Annotated in this window: 15 protein-coding genes and 1 riboswitch; of the genes, 6 read left to right on the top strand and 9 right to left on the bottom strand. The window is 36.6% G+C overall.

All coding sequences use genetic code 11. The features are described 5' to 3' along the window. Positions 1-206: 206 nt before the first annotated feature. Positions 207-1,100 (bottom strand): archaetidylserine decarboxylase, encoded by an 894-nt coding sequence (asd, locus tag KO502_RS05470; RefSeq protein WP_354668303.1) that lies wholly within the window; start codon positions 1,098-1,100, stop codon positions 207-209. Between the two features lie 10 nt (positions 1,101-1,110). After that, on the bottom strand, positions 1,111-2,163 hold the full coding sequence (gene rsgA / locus KO502_RS05465; protein ID WP_216021556.1) for a small ribosomal subunit biogenesis GTPase RsgA: 1,053 nt from the start codon (positions 2,161-2,163) through the stop codon (positions 1,111-1,113). Positions 2,164-2,300: 137 nt separating this feature from the next. Here rsgA and orn point away from each other — a divergent pair, with 137 nt between their 5' ends. The 3 genes from orn to KO502_RS05450 all read left to right on the top strand — a co-directional run bounded on the left by orn (position 2,301) and on the right by KO502_RS05450 (position 6,926). Then, positions 2,301-2,858: an oligoribonuclease gene (orn, locus tag KO502_RS05460; RefSeq protein ID WP_216021555.1), complete on the top strand. Its 558-nt coding sequence runs from the start codon at positions 2,301-2,303 to the stop codon at positions 2,856-2,858. A 213-nt stretch (positions 2,859-3,071) separates the two neighbouring features. Continuing rightward, positions 3,072-3,154: riboswitch (cyclic di-GMP riboswitch) on the bottom strand. A gap of 146 nt (positions 3,155-3,300) precedes the next feature. Then, a complete protein-coding gene (locus KO502_RS05455; RefSeq protein ID WP_252730525.1) occupies positions 3,301-5,223 on the top strand; it encodes a hypothetical protein in 1,923 nt (640 codons plus the stop codon). Positions 5,224-5,309: 86 nt separating this feature from the next. Then, on the top strand, positions 5,310-6,926 hold the full coding sequence (locus KO502_RS05450) for an EAL domain-containing protein (RefSeq protein WP_216021554.1): 1,617 nt from the start codon (positions 5,310-5,312) through the stop codon (positions 6,924-6,926). Positions 6,927-7,047: 121 nt separating this feature from the next. On the opposite strand, the gene rraA is transcribed toward KO502_RS05450, so the two are convergent. Beyond that, positions 7,048-7,533 (bottom strand): ribonuclease E activity regulator RraA, encoded by a 486-nt coding sequence (gene rraA, locus KO502_RS05445; RefSeq protein ID WP_216021553.1) that lies wholly within the window; start codon positions 7,531-7,533, stop codon positions 7,048-7,050. Positions 7,534-7,981: 448 nt separating this feature from the next. Between rraA and KO502_RS05440 the strand changes: the two genes are divergently transcribed. Next, complete coding sequence (locus KO502_RS05440) at positions 7,982-9,841, top strand: methyl-accepting chemotaxis protein (protein WP_216021552.1); 1,860 nt, start codon at positions 7,982-7,984, stop codon at positions 9,839-9,841. A 95-nt stretch (positions 9,842-9,936) separates the two neighbouring features. Here the strand turns inward: KO502_RS05440 and KO502_RS05435 are convergent, their stop codons facing one another. The 5 genes from KO502_RS05435 to priA form a co-directional block, all read right to left on the bottom strand. Next, a complete protein-coding gene (locus KO502_RS05435) occupies positions 9,937-10,323 on the bottom strand; it encodes a gamma-butyrobetaine hydroxylase-like domain-containing protein (protein ID WP_216021551.1) in 387 nt (128 codons plus the stop codon). Between the two features lie 133 nt (positions 10,324-10,456). Continuing rightward, entirely contained in the window at positions 10,457-11,788 is a 1,332-nt protein-coding gene (gene hslU / locus KO502_RS05430) for an HslU--HslV peptidase ATPase subunit (RefSeq protein ID WP_216021550.1), read from the bottom strand. A 101-nt stretch (positions 11,789-11,889) separates the two neighbouring features. Beyond that, on the bottom strand, positions 11,890-12,408 hold the full coding sequence (hslV, locus tag KO502_RS05425; protein WP_216021549.1) for an ATP-dependent protease subunit HslV: 519 nt from the start codon (positions 12,406-12,408) through the stop codon (positions 11,890-11,892). 136 nt (positions 12,409-12,544) lie between these two features. Further along, positions 12,545-13,138: an SPOR domain-containing protein gene (locus tag KO502_RS05420; RefSeq protein ID WP_216021548.1), complete on the bottom strand. Its 594-nt coding sequence runs from the start codon at positions 13,136-13,138 to the stop codon at positions 12,545-12,547. A 117-nt stretch (positions 13,139-13,255) separates the two neighbouring features. Further along, the gene (gene priA / locus KO502_RS05415) at positions 13,256-15,526 is read right to left on the bottom strand and encodes a primosomal protein N' (protein ID WP_354668302.1); all 2,271 of its coding nucleotides are present in this window, start codon (positions 15,524-15,526) and stop codon (positions 13,256-13,258) included. Between the two features lie 315 nt (positions 15,527-15,841). Between priA and rpmE the strand changes: the two genes are divergently transcribed. Together rpmE and dnaB are read left to right on the top strand one after the other, a co-directional pair. Continuing rightward, entirely contained in the window at positions 15,842-16,054 is a 213-nt protein-coding gene (rpmE, locus tag KO502_RS05410; protein ID WP_216021547.1) for a 50S ribosomal protein L31, read from the top strand. A 342-nt stretch (positions 16,055-16,396) separates the two neighbouring features. Continuing rightward, positions 16,397-17,770 carry a replicative DNA helicase gene (gene dnaB, locus KO502_RS05405; RefSeq protein WP_216021576.1) on the top strand — a complete coding sequence of 458 codons (1,374 nt, stop codon included), beginning with the start codon at positions 16,397-16,399 and terminating at the stop codon, positions 17,768-17,770. Between the two features lie 655 nt (positions 17,771-18,425). Here the strand turns inward: dnaB and KO502_RS05400 are convergent. Further along, a complete protein-coding gene (locus KO502_RS05400; protein WP_216021546.1) occupies positions 18,426-18,845 on the bottom strand; it encodes a secondary thiamine-phosphate synthase enzyme YjbQ in 420 nt (139 codons plus the stop codon). Positions 18,846-18,897: the final 52 nt, after the last annotated feature.

The following is an 18,897-nucleotide window of genomic DNA, read 5'->3' as shown; positions in this document are numbered from 1 at the left end:
TATTTGCTATTTGCTACGTTAATAGTTCGTTTTATATCATTTCAAACAAGCTTAACTATATTACGAATTGTATCGTATTCGGTTAAGCTTATAATGAGTACACTAAATGAGCAACCATTTTGTTGATTGTTAAATTATAGCGAGCAAGTTAATTATCTATTTAGTGATCAACTTAAGCTATCGTTTTTACGTTAATTTACTCTGATTTATTTTGTCGCTGACTTAATTGAAGCGTAAGGTTCACCAAGGCGAGTAACTGTTCCTGGTCCGGCGCCTTCAACAAAATTATCTAGCATAGTCGGAGTGAAAACATTGACTACTGTAGAGCCTAATTTAAATCGACCCATTTCATCACCTTTGGCAAAGGTTATTGCGTCGTCACCGTCTTTCGGATATTTCCAACGGAATACGTCTTTTCCAGCAGGCGGGGTAATAGTGCCTGCCCATGTTGTTTCAATACTTGCTACGATTGTTGCGCCAACTAGTACCATGCCTAATTCGCCAAATTCAGTGTCGAAAATAGCCACAACACGCTCGTTTCGAGCGAAAAGATCAGGGACATTTTTTGCGGTTAATGGGTTTACTGAAAATAATTCACCCGGCACATAAATCATTTCCCGTAAAGTACCTGCCATTGGCATATGAATACGGTGATAATCTTTTGGCGCGAGATAAATACAAGAAAACTTACCATTTTGAAAGGGCTCGGCTGTTTTTGCATCACCACCCAATAAAGAAGTTAAACTATAATTAAAACCTTTGGCCTGAATTAGTTGACCATCAACAATGTCACCTTGTTGGCTAATGGCGCCATCAACAGGGTAACAAAGTGATTTTTCGTCATCATCGACTGGTCGCGCACCTTCTTCTAATTCACGCGTGAAAAAATTGTTGAAGGTGTCAAAATCGCTAGCATTTTTAAACTTAGCTTCATTCATGTTTATGCCATAAGATTTTATGAACATACTAATAAGCTTTGTTGTTAACCAACCCATTTTTGCTGCCGCTAATTTACCGGTTAAGCGTGAAATAGCATGCTTAGGCATGATGTATTGCAAAGTTATTTTTATTTTGTCGCTAAAACTATTATTTGTAGACACTCGTTTTTCCTTAATCATTAAAGCGTGAGGTTAATTTATTATCATTTAGGCTGGCTAGTATACGTTGAAAACTCGCTAACCTAGCGGACTCTATTTTGTTATCTTTTACAGCAGCAATGAGTGCGCAACCAGGATCGTTTTGGTGTTTACAGTCTCTAAACTTACATAAACCAAGAAAGTCTGAAAATTCGATAAAGCCATGACAAACTTGTTCTGGTGTTAAATGCCATAAACCAAATTCACGAATACCTGGTGAGTCAATTAACTCACCACCATCATCAAAATGATATAAGCGAGCAACGGTTGTAGTATGTTGCCCCAAACCTGAGTTGCCAGAAACTTCGTTAGTAAGCACGCCAACATCAGGCATTAAGGCATTTACTAAAGTTGATTTACCAACCCCTGATTGACCCACAAAAATACTAGTGTGTTGCGATAATTGTGTTTTTAGTTCGCTAATGCCATCGCGAGATTGGCTACTTGCGTACAGAACTTGGTAGCCAATATCTTTATAAATTTGTAGTTGTTGCGCTATGTTATCTTGTTCTTCGGTGTCTATACTTGCTAATAAATCCGTTTTATTTAAGACGATAACCGGAGTAATACCTGTTTGCTCAGCGGCCACCAAATAACGGTCAATAATGTCGCTATTAAAAACAGGTAACACTGAAGATACAATAAGAATTTGACTTATATTGGCGGCAATAGGCTTAACACCATCATACACATCTGGTCGACTAAGTACTGAATCTCGCTCATGAACCGCTTCAATAATACCTGTAACAGAGTGCTGAGTTTCTTTACCCAAGCGCCATTGTACTTTATCGCCACATACTAAAGACTTAACCGAACGACGTAAATTACAGCGATGTATATTATTTTTTTCATCTTCTACGTCGGCATGCTGACCAAACCGACTGATGATAACACCTTGCTGCGCAGGACCTAAATCATCGTCATCCCATTGCACTTTGTCTTTAGAGTTTTTTGCCTGAAGCTTTTTATCATGATTGGCTTTAATGCGCCTTTGCTGACCTTTTGTCAGTTTTTTTACTTTAGACATAGAATTTATTCATAGGGTTTTATCGGTTCCGAGATTTATGTAATACAATCTTTAATACGGTATAGTTCTGGCGTATTATACTAACAATTATATATGAATGCTTGTGCATTTTTTAAAGGAATTTTAAGGACGGTTACATGACGAGTACCACAGCAAAAAATGACAGTAATTTAATTTGGCTTGATTTAGAAATGACAGGTTTAGAGCCCGTGGAAGATGTTATTTTAGAAATAGCGATTATTATCACCGATAGCCAGTTAAATATTTTAGCGCAAGGTCCTGTTTTTGCTATACATCAGACAGATGAAGTACTTAATGGTATGAATCCGTGGTGTATTGAACATCATGGTAAATCGGGGTTAACACAACGTTGTCGTGACAGTAAAGTTAGCTTAGCGCAAGCAACACAAGAAAGTTTAGCCTTTGTACAAGAATGGGTACCACAAGGAAAATCGCCTATGTGTGGTAATAGCATTGGTCAAGATAGACGCTTTATTAATAAATATATGCCTGACTTTGAAGATCACTTTCATTATCGTAATCTTGATGTTAGTACTATTAAAGAGTTAGCCAGACGTTGGAAGCCTGAAGTGTTAGATGCAGTGGTTAAAACAGGTGCACACTTAGCGTTAGACGATATTAAAGAATCAATTGCTGAACTTAAAGTGTATAAAGAATTATTTTTTAAAGTGTAATACCCGTAATGGTTATTTGTTTGAACGAGTAAAATATCGGTAACAATAAACTTAAAAAAGAATGTAATATTGGTATTACATTCTTTTTTTACTTCTTTTAAATGATTTTTTGCGTTAAAAAAGGATAAAAAGAAGGGAGAAGAGGCACGCAAAGAAAACGGAAGAAAAAAAGATAGTGAATTATCAAATAAGATAAGCCCCCACTATATCTACATTTGCAGTCCCGCTATCATAGGTTTCCCATTAGACCGGTAACTTTGCGTCTCTAATTTTCATTAGATTTGCCCTTATCAAGCTTGATGCTTAACGAGATCATTATAAGATAATATTTATAGATGTAAACATAAAGAACTGTTTTTATTTGCTGGTATAAGGTAAATATGAGCTATCTTACAATTTTCATATTCTAGTGTTTTGTTTTTAATCATTTAATGGTGTAACTATGGCTATTGGCTTGCATAACCTACAAGTATTATTTTTTGCACGGCTCTTCTTTAAGGTTGTCTTGTTTTTGTTGTTCATGATGAACGATGTAAAAGCGAATCACTCACTAGAACACATATCGTTGAGTAACCAGGTACAACAACTGCTAACGGTAAGCGATGAAAAGGTTCCCGCCGAAACGGTAAATCTACTTGCCGATAAAATATTTGAAAATAGCGATCATTACTCAAATGATGTGATCGCTAAAATATCGTTTCTTTCCGCTGTAGTTGCCAGTAATCGAGGAAATATTAACAATGTTTTGTTTTTTGCTGAGAGAGGCTTAGCAGCTAATTGCGTAGATAAAAGGATTAATGTATCACTCTTGTTAAAATTAGCGGAAGTATACGTAGCTGAAAAACAATATACGCAGTTACTTGATTTAACGAAAAAAGTAATTGAAGAGAGTATGTTTATCGCCAATGTAAAATATAACCTTATCGCGTTAAGTTATCGTAGTGTGGCGTTTTCCATGTTAGGACAACACAAACAAGCGTTGGAAAACCTGCAAAAAGTAGAGCAAGGCATAGATAATAGCGAACTTTCAGAGCAGATTGAGTTATTGACTATTTTAGCTTTGGCTTACCATAACCTCAGGGATTACCAAACATCACTCACTATGCAATTAAAAATACTAAAATTACGTTTTGAGCTGAATCAAAAAAATAATATTGACCAAACATACTTGTATTTAGGTTATGCCTATTTTTATTTACAGCGCTTCGATGATGCATATAACGCTTTTTGGGAAGCGAAACAGTCAGCCGAATTAAAGTTTGCACCGATTAATGTGGCGCAAGCAGAAAAAGGTTTAGGGGTTGTTTTATTAACACAAAAAAATTATCGAGCAAGCTTGTTGCATTTGCAAAAAGCTAATGAAGTTTTTTTAAAATACAATATGCTGGTACCACATATTGAGTCTTCAGTTGCTTTAGCTAAAGCAAAATTAAGCACTAACGAAAAGAGTGAGGCTTATGCATTATTAACCGAAGTGATTGTGCGCCTAGCAGGTACAGACATTTCGCTTGAATATTCGGGTTTTTATCGTATGGTTGCCGAAATGTACTTTGCTCAACAAGAATATCAAATAGCTTATCAATGGCTTGATAAATATAGCCAAGTTACATTAGCAAAATTTAACTCAAATAAAAAAACAGCTAACCTGTTAACGAGTATGCCACGTAATAAAATGAACGATATAGACAACAGTTCGCCTAGACAAGAATCGAAGCGACTTGCGGTTAAGTTAGCAGAAACTAGTGAGTTATCAGGTAGTTTTGTCGGTAAATATAATAAGCAACGATTATTAATTATCAGTTTATCGATTAGCGTTGTCGTACTTTTTATCGTGTTAATTATCTCCTTTATTCGCTTAAGAGCACAAAAAGTTAATTTAGCTTATGATGAAGCTGAAAGACCAAGTTATATCATGCACAACCCCACTCAAACTAAGTTTCACTATCAAAGCTCCTTTAAGAAAGCTCGAAACTTTCGATACCCATTAGGGGTTGGTTATCTCACTATCGATAATTGGCAAGAGTTAACATTTCATTTTAACCAAAAAATAATTAAAGAGGTTATTAAAGAGATTTCGAGTGTTATTAACCAACAAATTGATGAATTTGATTATGCTGGTCTCTTAAGTGAAAATGAGTTCTTGTTATTATTTGAATATCAAAATAATCAAGCTGTTGACGAAAAATTAAAAAAAATAGCCCAAGCCATAAACACAAGATCTTTTGCAAGTTTGGGGGAGTTTTCGATTGTAATTAAGTTCTCATTAAATACACCAGGCTTTAAAGATATAGATCCCTATTTATTTTTAGGAAGTGTCACTGAAGTACTTAAAAATGAACAGCTTAACCAACCAAAAACATCTTAACCGTTGAGTATTTCTGTACAAGTAAACATATTTTTATTAGGCTAGGAAGTTATCTTATGGGACTTATTTAGCAAGGGAGGTTATAAATGAATCGTTTTAACGCCAAGTATTTTTTACTTTTTATTATTTTAATTGTTGTTATTGCTATTTCTGTACTTTTTGCACAAATTTATAGCGACAAACTCCCTATGAGTGCGTTAGATATTATTGGTTATATATCAGTGATTATTGGTGTCACTATATTAGCTTTATATTTTCTTCCTAAAGTTTTTGCTGCGGAGTCTTTTAATGATGCTAGTAAAAGAGTTAGCGCTGAAGATTTCTTTTCCTTTACTCATGATCCTGCAACTAATTTACCTACAGCACAGCAAGCTTTAATTGCTTTTGAGTCAACCATGAAGGTTGACATGGGGCAACGTTACGCCGCTGTGGTGTTTAAACCAATTAACTTTCAACAAGTAAATAGTTTAATTGGTTACCATAATTCGGACCTATTATTGTTGCAACTTGCATATTGTTTACAACAACAAGTCGTTAATAACCCTAAATTGCTCGACTTTAGTATGGGGGCAAAACCACCAGTACGTATTGCGCGCTTACAAAGCTTACAGTTTTTAGTCTTTTATAATTTAACCGATAGTCGTTTTGATGATCAAAGTATGGTTAACGAAGTATGCCAACAAATAGCAGCATCGGTACCAGAAGCAATGAGCTTTAAAAGTTTTTCTTTAAATTTTGAACTTGCTTTCGGTGTGGCTATTTCCGGAGACAGTGGTGATAACTTTGATGAAGTTATCGCTCATGCAGGCGATGCATTATTAAATGGTCTCAAGCAAGAAAAACAAATTAATTATTTTGATAATAATAGTATTTTATATAGTGCAGTACTACTTTCTCGTATGGAAGCATTACGACAAGATATAGAAGAAGAAAAGTTATTTTGCTACCTTAAGCCGCAAGTGAATATCAATAATCACAATATTATTGGCTTTGAGTTAAAAGTCCATTGGTACGAAAAAGATGCGGAAAAACCTCTTGGTTTATCCGAGTTTGTAGAGCTTGCTGAGCACAGTGGGGAATTATATACCTTAACTAAATTTATGTTAAACCAGGCGCTCTCTACTATCGCCCAGTTACACGCTATAGGAGTATATCAACGAATTTCTGTAACCTTATCGAGTGAAAGTTTATTTGAAGTAGACCTTGTTGATTATATTGACCAACAACTACAAAAACATAATGTTTCTGGTCGATATTTAATGATTGAGTTAAATGAGCAAGTAATGCTTAGTGCAAGTTCTCGCGTTAAATTAATTATAGATCAGTTAAAGTCGTTAGAAATACAGATATCTATTGCTAATTTTTCAGGGAGTTATGAATCTTTACGGTATGTTAGAAAAATGGCAATACAGCAGCTTAAAATAAATTGCCGAGGGTTAACAAATGATGGTAGTAACCGTGTAGATAAAGCAATTACTAACTCATTAGTAACTTTGACTCGAAGTATGAAAATACCGCTAGTGGGTACTAATATTGATAGACATGAGGCTTCGGAAGCTTATATTGCTATGGGGGGAGAGTTAATGCAAGGTGATATCATTCATCAAGGCGTTGTACCAGAAGAAATCGAGATTTGGTTAGAAAAATGGTATTTACAGCATCCTGAATCAATCCCACCAGAAGCAAAACCTTCCATATATTAAAGTTTGTGTTTTTAACAGAAATAAATAATCAGTTAGTAGATTTACACTTAATACTGAGAGGCTTAATTTTCCATTTTTCACTTTTTATTTAATATCAAATAAAAAGTGAAAAATCGTAAATCTATTCAATATCAAGTGGCTCAGGCGACAATATAATACCGGTATTATCAGCATAAACGTGATCGTCAGGTAAAAAGGTAACACCAGCAAAGTTAATAGCGGTATCTAGTTCACCAACACTTTGGTCGCTTGCCCCTACAGGGATTGATACTAGCGCTTGAATACCAATATCTATTTCTTCAATAGCATCTACATCGCGAACACTGCCATAGCAGATAATTCCTTCCCAATCATTCTCTTCAGCGCATTGGGCTATTTGTAAATCAATAAGTGCTCGACGCGTAGAGCCGCCACCATCAATAACCAGTACTTTACCCTTTCCGTCAGTTTCGAGGACCTCATTAATCAGCCCTAAGTTTTCGAAACACTTTAAGGTAACAACTTTTCCTGCAAAAGAACTGCGACCACCATAATTACAGAAAATAGGATCAACTACATCAATTAAGTCAGCATAAAAGTCACATAATTCAGAAGTGTTGTATTGCATGAGTGATTCTCTTGTTTAAAGATAAAAGCTATTTCAGTATATCTTGTTATGTTAAAAATAAAACCTATATCTAGCCGGAGAGTAATGTTTATAGGCAAATAATTGTTCTGTTAAACCTTTTAGTGATTATTTAATCAATCTCTTTAATTTTTAATAAAAAAAACTAAAATAAATCTGATAGTTACCGATACATGTATATACTAGGAAAAGATAACGTTAAGAGTAACTTGCTGGTCACTACTTTTTGTTTCTATACTTTGTATCGCACTACTTCATGCCAGTGCATTACAAGGTATTACCAGTAAAGATAAATTGAATTGGCTTATTTAAAGCACAATTTTTATTCAACTATATTTTTGCCACTTCATTGTATGAATGTTCTTTTTGACTAGCGTTCATCAACCCCTTTTTTAATAAGGAGTGGCATTATTCATTTTAGGTTAAATATATGCTCATTAAACATAAATTAATTGCTAACACGGCAATCTTGATTGTTGCCATGATCTTAATGTTAGTGATAGTGAATTATCAAAGCAATGCATTACAACATGATATAGGTACTGCGAAAAGCATAGGGAATATAGAAAGCTCTATTCTCAAGTTAAGAGGATATGAGAATAACTTTATGGAGGGTAAAGACCTTAAATACGCAAGTGATTTTGAGGAAGGTATCGTCGATATTTATGAAAGAATAGACACGCTAAATAAAAACTTTAAGGAAGTTGAGTTAGCTATACCAGAGCTAGATAACATGAAGTCTACGTTAAATAATTATAAATTATTATTTAACCAAGTCGTTACTTTACAGAAAAAAATAGGACTAAACCCTAGCACTGGTTTGTATGGCGAGTTACGTACCTCGGTACACAATGTTGAGTCACTCATTGGTGGTGATAACCCGCAATTGTTAAGTAATATGCTACAACTGAGACGTAATGAAAAAGACTTTATGTTGCGCTTAGATGATAAGTACGTTGATGTATTTAAAGTCAATATTCGCAACTTACAAAGCAGTTTAGATAAAAGTGATTTAGCAACATCTAAAATTCAGGAAATTAGTGATTTAATTACTAAATACCAAAGTGCTTTTATTACCTTAGTTACGGTACAAAAAGAGCTAGGCTACCACAAAGCTACTGGCGTCATGGGTGAAATGAACATTGTGGTAAATCAAGTTGATGAAATATTAAAAGAAATTGTTATTAAAAGTGAGGTAGGTGTTAAAGAAAGCATTAGTTTTATCAATACGGTTGCCTATAGTATTTTTAGCGTTGTGCTTTTAATTACTTTAGCGAGTGCATGGTTAATTGCTCGCAGTATTTTAGAGCGCATTAATAGCTTGCAAAGTACGATGCAAAATATTGCGCAAACTAATAATTTAACACTCGCTGTTGAAGTTAGTGGTGATGATGAACTGGCCGACATGGCTAAAGCGTTTCATCAAATGTTAACCAATTTTCGCTCACTTATTGTTGAAGTTAACAATTCAGTAAACACTCTTAATACGGCAACAGGTAGCTTGGCTGAAAATATTTATAATGCTAATGAGGGCGTTGAAACGCAAATGCAAGAAACTGACTTAGTTGCTACAGCAGTTACTGAGATGGTCGCAACGGTTGATGAAATAGCCACGAATACACGTGAAGCTGCGCATAAAGCAGAGCTAACCAATAGTAATGCCGAAAAAGGTAAAGTCGGCGTTGAAGAAACTATCAACCAAATAGGGCAATTGTCAGAAAAGTTATTAGATTCTGAAAACGTGGTAAAAGAACTGGAAAAAGAAAGTATCACTATTGCTTCTGTTTTAGGCGTTATTCGCGGTATTGCAGAGCAAACTAACTTACTTGCATTAAATGCTGCAATTGAAGCTGCCAGGGCAGGCGAGCAAGGTCGTGGTTTTGCGGTAGTTGCTGATGAGGTAAGAACTCTCGCAAGCAGAACTCAAGACTCAACCCAAGAAATAGAAACCATTATTGGGTTATTGCAAAAACGCACTCAAGAAATTGTAACGCTGATGGCGCAGTGTCGCGCGCAAGGAGAAGAGAGTGCTGATCAAGCAAGCTCAGCGGGTGCTATGCTTGATGAAATAACCCAAGATGTTGCATTAATCATGGAGATGAATAGCGCTATTGCTACTGCGATCCAAGAGCAAAGTGCGGTTGCTTCTGAAGTAAATCAACATGTGGTGATGATCAGAGATGTTACTGAACAATCGGGTAGCTCAGCCAAGCAAAATGAAAGTATGAGTGAAGAGTTATCACAACAAGCACAAGTGCTAACTAATGAAGTGAGTCGCTTTACTGTTTAGTTGTAGTTTTCTATTTTATAAAAAAGCCCTGGCATTTAAGAATGTCAGGGCTTTTTTTTTGAAAATTCTTATTTTTTTAGCGCGTTAATAGTTGTTTATAATTGCTTAAAATCAATCATAGTTTCACGGGAGTGGCCACTTGCTTTCAGCTCAACTAAGTAGCTTTGCCAGCGACTATCCTGCTCAGCTATTAAAGTTTGGATATAATCTTCACTATAAATAGCGCTGTGTTCATCATCAAAAATAAAGCGGTAACCATGCTTAGCAACGCTTTCAATACGGCTTAGATTAACTTCTTTTTTATGGCAAACCACTTGCCCTTGCTTTGCTTTTTTAGCTAGTTCGTTAGGCGAACTAATGCGCAAGTACTCAAAACTAAGCTCTGCACCTTGTTGATTTTCTCTGTTGCTACCAACACTTTCAGCAAAGTTAATCGTTAGCGAGTGTTGAGCTTGATTTAAAATAAATTGCGCGATTTTCATTTGAGTAAACCTACATACGTTTTTATCTTAAATTGATCTGAAAAGATTTAATTTCGTTTAATTTAATTCAGCTCAATTTAATTCAATCTACTACAAAACTATTAAAGCATAGTAATAAATTAGGTTAATGAAATTAAAGAATAAATCGACTTAAGTCTTCATCTTTAATTACATCTCCTAATACTTTTGTTACGTATTCTTTATCAATACTAATAGTTTCACCACTGCGTTGATCGGCATTGAAAGATAAATCTTCAACTAAACGTTCCATCATCGTATGTAAACGGCGAGCACCAATGTTTTCAGTAGTTTCATTTACTTGCCAAGCAGCATCAGCAATAGATTTTATACCGTCATCAGTAAAGGTTACAGCAACACCTTCGGTTGCCAATAAAGCAATATATTGTTCGGTTAATGAAGCAAAAGGCTCAGTTAAAATACGCACAAAGTCATCAGCAGTGAGTGCTTTTAATTCAACACGAATAGGTAAACGACCTTGTAGTTCAGGGATAAGATCTGATGGCTTTGACATTTGAAAAGCGCCAGAGGCGATAAACAATATATGATCGGTTTTGATCATGCCGTGTTTAGTGCTTACGGTTGAGCCTTCAACTAAAGGTAATAAATCACGTTGTACACCTTCACGAGAAACATCACCGCCGCCAGATTGGTCGGCGCGTTTACAGATTTTGTCTATTTCATCAATAAAAACAATTCCATTTTGTTCAACTGACTCAATGGCTTTTTGTTTAATATCATCATGATTAACAATTTTAGCGGCTTCTTCTTCTTGTAGTGCTTTTAACGCATCTTTAATTTTTAACTTGCGCTTGTTGGTTTTTTCACTCGACATGTTTTGGAACATGCTTTGTAATTGTGAGGTCATGTCTTCCATGCCTGGAGGAGCCATAATTTCAACCCCCATTTGTGGTGCGGCCAAATCAAGCTCAACTTCTTTGTCGTCTAATTGACCTTCACGTAATTTTTTACGGAAAGTTTGACGAGTATTACTGTTAGTACTTTCTTCATCATTGCCAAAAGTATCGCGTGCTGGCGGTAATAAAATATCTAAAATACGTTCTTCAGCGGCTTCTTCAGCAAGATGTTTAACACGGTTCATCTCACTTTCTTTTACCAATTTAATCGCCATATCGGTAAGATCGCGAATAATTGTCTCTACTTCTTTACCAACATAACCAACTTCAGTAAATTTAGTTGCTTCAACTTTAATGAAGGGCGCATTTGCAAGTTTAGCTAAGCGACGTGCAATTTCAGTTTTACCAACACCCGTTGGTCCAATCATTAAAATATTTTTTGGGGTTACTTCATTACGTAAATCTTGTCCTAACTGCATTCTACGCCAGCGGTTTCTTAGGGCGATAGCTACAGCGCGTTTAGCGTCACTTTGGCCAACAATATGGCTATCTAATTCATGAACAATTTCACGTGGGGTCATAGATGACATTATTTATTTCCTCGTTGTGATCTAAAGGAGTCTGTACTCAACTTGAGATCGCATTTTAAATCGGGTTTGATGAAGATTAGGCTAATAGAGCTGAAAATTTTTTAAAGCTCGTCTATTGTCTGTTCTTGGTTGGTAAATACACAAATATTGCCAGCGATAGTTAATGATTTTTCGACTATTTCTTTGGCGCTTAATTCGGTATTTTCTAATAAAGCAGTTGCCGCAGATTGGGCAAAGTTACCACCACTACCAATGGCGATTAGATCATGCTCAGGTTGAATAACATCACCGTTACCGGTGATGATTAATGATGCGGTTTCATCGGCTACAGCAAGTAAAGCTTCAAGTTTTCTTAATGCGCGATCACTTCGCCAATCTTTCGCAAGCTCAACGGCAGCTTTGGTTAAGTGACCTTGGTGCTGCTCAAGTTTACTTTCAAAGCGTTCAAAAAGGGTGAAGGCATCAGCAGTACCACCAGCAAAGCCAGCGAGTACTTTATCATTATATAAGCGGCGAACTTTACGGGCGTTGCCTTTCATTACTGTGTTGCCAAGTGATACTTGACCATCACCACCAATAGCTACTTTTCCATTACGTCTTACTGAAACAATCGTAGTCACATTAACCTCGTCTAAACCAAATCACCTGATGATTTGTTAATAATTCATTGATGTTAATATGATTGGGGGCTTTAGTGTTTTTTCAAGGATTTGTGCCAATTTTAATCGTATTGAAATGTTATTTAATTGAATAATATTATCGCCAGCCCCAAATTTGGCAACCATTAATGTTATTACTTTTACGCCTTAAAGTATGCTTGTCTTTCTCGGCTTCTCGTTTACGTTTGTAAGGCCCTAAAATAACCTTGTACCAAGTGCCATTACTACCTTTGGCAGATCTTACTTGCGACTCAATACCCGCAAAAGCAATGCGTGCTTTTAAAGTGTTGGCTTGTTCTTGTGATCTGAAAGAGCCACATTGCATTTGATAAGGACCTTTATCTTCAACTTTATATTCACCTACTTCAATTTCTTGGTTTTCTAGGTCTTTAACATAAGTCCACTTTTCTTTTGGTGGTGCAGGTAACGCTTTTTCTTTATTAGGTGTTTGAGTACTCTCTTTAACTTTTACGGGCATTTTTAGAGGATTTTTAGTCTCAGGATCTGTTTTTAACGACCATAAACCATAGGCAAAAGCGCTTATTAATATGAGTATTAATAAGCTAATTAATTTTACCTTTAAAGGTGTACCATGAGTATTCTTACCTGCTTTTTTAGGTGCAGCTTTGCCTCTACGTTTATTTGGTTTCTTTTTGGGAGGTGTACGGGAAATATAATCTTGGTTAGCCATAGAAAATAAGGGTTATTACGGAAAAATTTCAGCTAGTGTAACCGAGCTGAGTAAAAAAAAATACGAATACCTAATAGCTTTTTATAAGCAATTGTTACGGCTGATATTTAATATTGCCTACCAATTAAGGTCAATGGGATCAATATCTAAACTCCAACGTATTTTGTTTAACCATTGATTACTCGGTATTTGCGCAAGTAATTGCAATATGCCGCGATGTAATTCATTTCGTGATTTAGCTTGGATAATTAAATGATACCTAAATTTACCGGCTTTTTTCTCCATTGCTGCAGGAACTGGCCCTGCAAACTCACAGCCATCGATTCTATTAACGGTTAATTCACGTAAAAATTTATCAGGATATGAGGGGTAGTTTGCATCAGCGCGCAGTAGTGCTTGAAAAGTAAAAGGTGGTAATAATGCTTGTTTACGCTCGGTTAAAGCTTGATGAGCAAAATGATGGTAACCATTGTGCACTAAATCTTGTAATAATGGATGGTCAACAAAATTACTTTGTATTAATACTTTTCCGGGTTTACTGGCACGTCCTGCACGACCCGCAACTTGAATAAGTAATTGCGCCATTTGCTCGCTAGCGCGAAAATCAAAACTAAATAACGCGCCGTCAACATCTAATACAGCGACTAAGGTAACATCAGGGAAGTGATGACCCTTGGCAAGCATTTGTGTACCAACGAGTAGTTGATGTTTTTTGTCACTCACTTCTTGCAATAATTTAGCAAGCTCACCTTTTTTACGGGTACTGTCTCTGTCGATACGCACAATAGAATTATCAGGAAATAATTCTTCAAGACGAGATTCTAATTGCTCAGTTCCTTGACCTAACGGTGCAATACGGACACTGCCACAACTTGGACATTGTGGTGGGATACGTTTTTGGCTGCCGCAATGATGACAAATTAACAGCCCTTGCTTTTGATGCAAGGTGTAAGGTTTATCACAACGTTGACAATCTGCAATCCAATGACATTCTTGGCAGTTTATTGCTGGCGCATAACCGCGTCGGTTTAAAAATAATAAAACCTGTTCACCACGAGCCAAGGTTTGTTTCATTTCATGCTTCAGCGTGCCAGATAAACCAAGTTCAACTTGCTGTTGGTTCATATCAATTAATGCAATTTTGGCTTTATTACTTTTACCTGCACGATTATGTAATTGGTGGTAGTTATATTTTCCTGACAAAGCATTGTGTAGTGATTCAAAGCTAGGCGTAGCGCTACCTAATACAATAGGAATATTAAGTTGTCTGGCACGTAAAATGGCCATATCGCGCCCGTGGTAGCGAAAACTGTCTTGTTGTTTTAATGATGAATCATGCTCTTCATCAATAATAATTAAACCGAGGCGATGCAAGGGCGTAAAAATAGCAGAGCGAGTACCAATAATAATAGCGGCACTACCTTGCTGTGCACTTAACCAAGTAGCTAGGCGCTCTTTATCATTTAACCCTGAGTGGTGCAGGGCAATAGGGACATTAAAGCGTTGCTCAAAGCGGTCAAGGGTTTGTGGCGTTAGCCCGATTTCGGGCACTATAACTAATACCTGTCGATTATTGGCAAGTACAGCTTCCATAGCTTGTAGGTAAACTTCGGTTTTTCCACTACCGGTTACACCATCAATTAAGTGACAAGAAAACTTACCTAAAGAATGATTAATGGCGCTAACAATAATGGCCTGTTCACTGGAAAGCAGTAATCTATTATTTTGATTTAAGGTGTCGTCTTGCCAAGTAAACTCAGTAGAAGCCTGTTCTACTTCTTCAATTAGTGCTTTATTTTCTAGGGCGTTAAGTTGCGCCTTGCTATAACCTAGCGTACGCAGTTCAACCCAACTAATTCCATGATGACTATTAATTATTTGATATAGATTTAATTGCTTTTTAGCTTTTTTCTCTAAAGCGGTTATAAGCAATTTTTTATCATCATCAAGGGTTTTAGTTTGCCAAACCATGGGCGGTGTTAAAGTGATATTTTCAATTTTTCTTAGTAAAATAGGTAAGGCTTGTTGAAATACATCGCCAACGGGATGGTGATAATATTTAGCGCATAACTGTAAAAAGCTAACCAATGACTGACTTAAATTAAAGTTATCATTTAAACGTTCAGCGATGCTTTTTACTTTACTGGGATCAAAATCACACGCTGCTTGTGGGTCTATTACAATACCGATAACTTTACGTGAACCAAAAGACACAGCAACTCGCTCACCTATTTTAATCGCTGGCGAAGTTAACTCGTCAGGAACTCGGTAAGTAAATAACTGCCGCATAGGAACAGGAATAGCTACTTGAATATATTGCCCTGTTTTTTGCTCAACGTTTGGCGCAGAGGCTAGTTTAGTGTTTTGTTCAGTGTTTGGTTCAGACACGTAAATAGCAGATCATGGTAAATAATAATTAGTACCATTTTGCCAACCCAAAGCATTACTGCCAAGTAACAATCACGCTTTCTTTATAAATAATGAAATTTCGAGATTTTTTAAGCCATTTATGTTGATTTATGTTGCAGTTAAGCAAGCTATCCTTTACTATTCGCCACCATTAATTTTAACTTCGTATGGTGCTTGGCATTTCAGTTAGAAGTTAGTGAGTTTTCAACTAAGAAAACCCTAATTATCTATACAATAAGTAAATGGCTAAGTGGCGATGCGCCCAATTTCTCTAAAATAGAGATAGAGGTCCCCATGAAAAAAGATATCCATCCTAATTATGTTGAGTTCAAAGCAACTTGTTCTTGTGGCAATGTTATTACTACTCGCTCTACAGCAGGTAAAGACATTCACTTAGACGTATGTTCTTCTTGTCACCCGTTCTACACTGGTAAGCAGAAAGCTGCTGAGACCGGTGGTCGTGTTGATAAATTCAACAAACGTTTTGCTGCTCTTAGCAAGAAGTAATCACTTCTTGCTAGTAGAAAAACGTGAAAAAAAGCGCCTGATGGCGCTTTTTTTATGTCTAAAATTTAGTTCTGTTTAGTCAGGGAATTTATTTTTTAAGTTAATCTCTTATATTAGAGTTAGACAATTTCTGCTACATTAACAGTCCTTTTTACATACTCAATAAAGTCCTTATTAAATGCGTTTTTTCGTGATAAATGCAGGAATAATGTTGATGAGTATGATGATATAGCAGAACATAGTAAGAGTAGGGTTAAGGTAATGGCAGAACAAAAGCCGCGTGAATTTTCCAATGATCGAAAGTTTTCCAAAGATCGACAGTTTTCCAAAAATCAAGACTTCATGAAAGATAAGCAAATTGATGAATTAAAAGTACCGCCACATTCATTAGAAGCTGAGCAGTCAGTATTAGGTGGTTTGTTACTTGATAATGAAACTTGGGATCGTGTTGCGGAAAAAGTAGTGGCGGCAGATTTTTACAGTCGCTCTCATCGCCTTATTTTTGAAACCATTGGTGCATTAATTGAGTTAGGCGAGCCTGTTGATTTAATTACCTTGTCTGAAGGGCTAGAAAACGATCAAAAACTTGATGACGCAGGTGGTTTTGTTTATCTCGCAGAGATGATGAAAAACACGCCAAGTGCGGCGAACATTACTGCTTATGCTGACATTGTGCGTGAACGTGCAGTTACGCGTGAAATGATAAGTGTTGCCAATGAAATTGCCGAAGCCGGTTACGACACGCAAGGGCGCACCAGTGCTGACTTACTTGATTTTGCCGAAACTAAAGTTTTTGCCATCGCAGAAAAACGCGCCAGTAAAAACGAAGGTCCCGAAAGTCTTAACTCGGTGTTAGAAAAAACCGTCGATCGTATTGAGAAACTTTGTGCAGCGCCATCAGGTGGTGTTACCGGTGTTCCAAGCGGTTATGCCGATTTAGATAAAATGACTGCAGGTTTACAAAAATCTGATTTGATTATTGTTGCTGCTCGTCCTTCTATGGGTAAAACAACCTTCGCGATGAACTTGGCAGAGCATGCGGCTATGACCCAAGATCATCCCGCATTAATCTTCAGTTTAGAGATGCCGTCAGATCAAATCATGATGAGAATGCTCGCATCTCTTGGTCGAATTGACCAAACTAAAATTCGTACTGGTCAATTAGAAGATGAAGATTGGGCGCGTTTATCGTCAACCATGGGCTTACTCATGGAAAAAGGCAAAATGTTTATTGATGATGCCGCAGGTTTAACGCCTACCGAGGTTAGATCAAGAGCACGTCGTATTCATCGTGATCACGGCGGTATCAGTTTAATCATGATTGATTACCTTCAATTAATGCGCGCACCACAATTTTCCGATAACCGTACTTTAGAAATTGCCGAAATATCACGCTCACTCAAAGCCTTAGCGAAAGAGCTACAAGTGCCAGTAGTGGCACTTTCTCAGTTAAACCGTGGTCTAGAGCAACGTAGTGATAAACGTCCAATTAACTCAGATTTACGTGAGTCGGGTTCAATAGAGCAGGATGCCGATTTAATCATGTTTATTTACCGTGATGAGGTTTATCACGATGACAGTGAATTTAAAGGCATGGCAGAGATTATTATTGGTAAACAGCGTAATGGACCGATTGGTAGAGTACCGCTTACTTTCCAAGGTAAGTACTCGCGCTTTGATAATTACGCAGGGCCGCATGTTTTAGAAGAAGACTAAAAAATAACATTCATCTTGTCATTGTACGCATCAATTTATTCGTCGAAAGTACTCATTGACTAACGTCAACTCCGTGCTTTCTCCTTTAACTTGAAGCATTCAATTTAAAGCTGAATATCATTTGGCATAAGTTGATTTGGATAAGAGACAAGATACTTGCTCATTGACTATCATCAACTCCGTGCTATTTCCTTGAAATTGAGTCATACAATTTAAAGCTGAATATCATTTGGCATAAGTTGATTTGGATAAGAGATTTATGCTTGCTCATTGACTATCGTCAACTCCGTGCTTTCTCCTTTAACTTGAAGCATTCAATTTAAAGCTGAATATCATTTGGCATAAGTTTATTTGGATAAGAGACTAGATACTTGCTCATTGACTACCGTCAACCCTGTGCTTTTTCATTAACTTGCAGTATACAATTTAAAGCTGAATTTTATTTCGGTTCATACTTATCAACTATTTAAAAGCAGAGTTACTTTTAAATTAACGTTGGGCGGCTAACTTCTCACCGTCATCCCCGAGGTGTCTTGTCGGGGATCCAGTTTTTAATTTTCGAAAATATACCTTGTTTGATACTGATAAATTCCCAACAAGTGACTTCGGGAATGACATGTTAATTTTGAGCTTTATTATTAAATTAATAAAAGATTTATTCTCCGTTAATCGTAACAACGAGTGTTCTGCTTCCTGCGTGATTTCTATGCTCACCTAGGTAAATACCTTGCCAAATTCCAATATTCAATTGTCCGTTGCTAATGGGTAAGCTCAAACTATTTCCCAGTAAACTGGCCTTAATATGAGCTGGCATATCATCGTCACCTTCGTAGGTGTGCTGATAATAAGGCGCGCGCTCTGGTACAAAGTGATTAAAATGCGCTTCCATATCTGCTCTAACGGTTGGATCGGCATTCTCATTTAAGGTAATGGAAGCGGAAGAGTGCTTAATAAATACGTGTAAAATACCGCAATTGACTTGGCTTAATTCAGGTAATTGACAGAGTATTTCGTCAGTAATTAAGTGAAACCCACGTTTTCTTGCTTTTAACGTTAATTCAGTTTGAGTCCACATAGTATTATCCTCTTTTATAGAAGTCAGGAGCTTAACTTATACCAAGTCCGTT

This window comes from Colwellia sp. E2M01, from assembly GCF_018860585.1.
Lineage (GTDB): Bacteria > Pseudomonadota > Gammaproteobacteria > Enterobacterales > Alteromonadaceae > Colwellia.
Note: the sequence above shows the minus strand (reverse complement) of the source record. Positions and strands in the feature narration are given on the sequence as shown.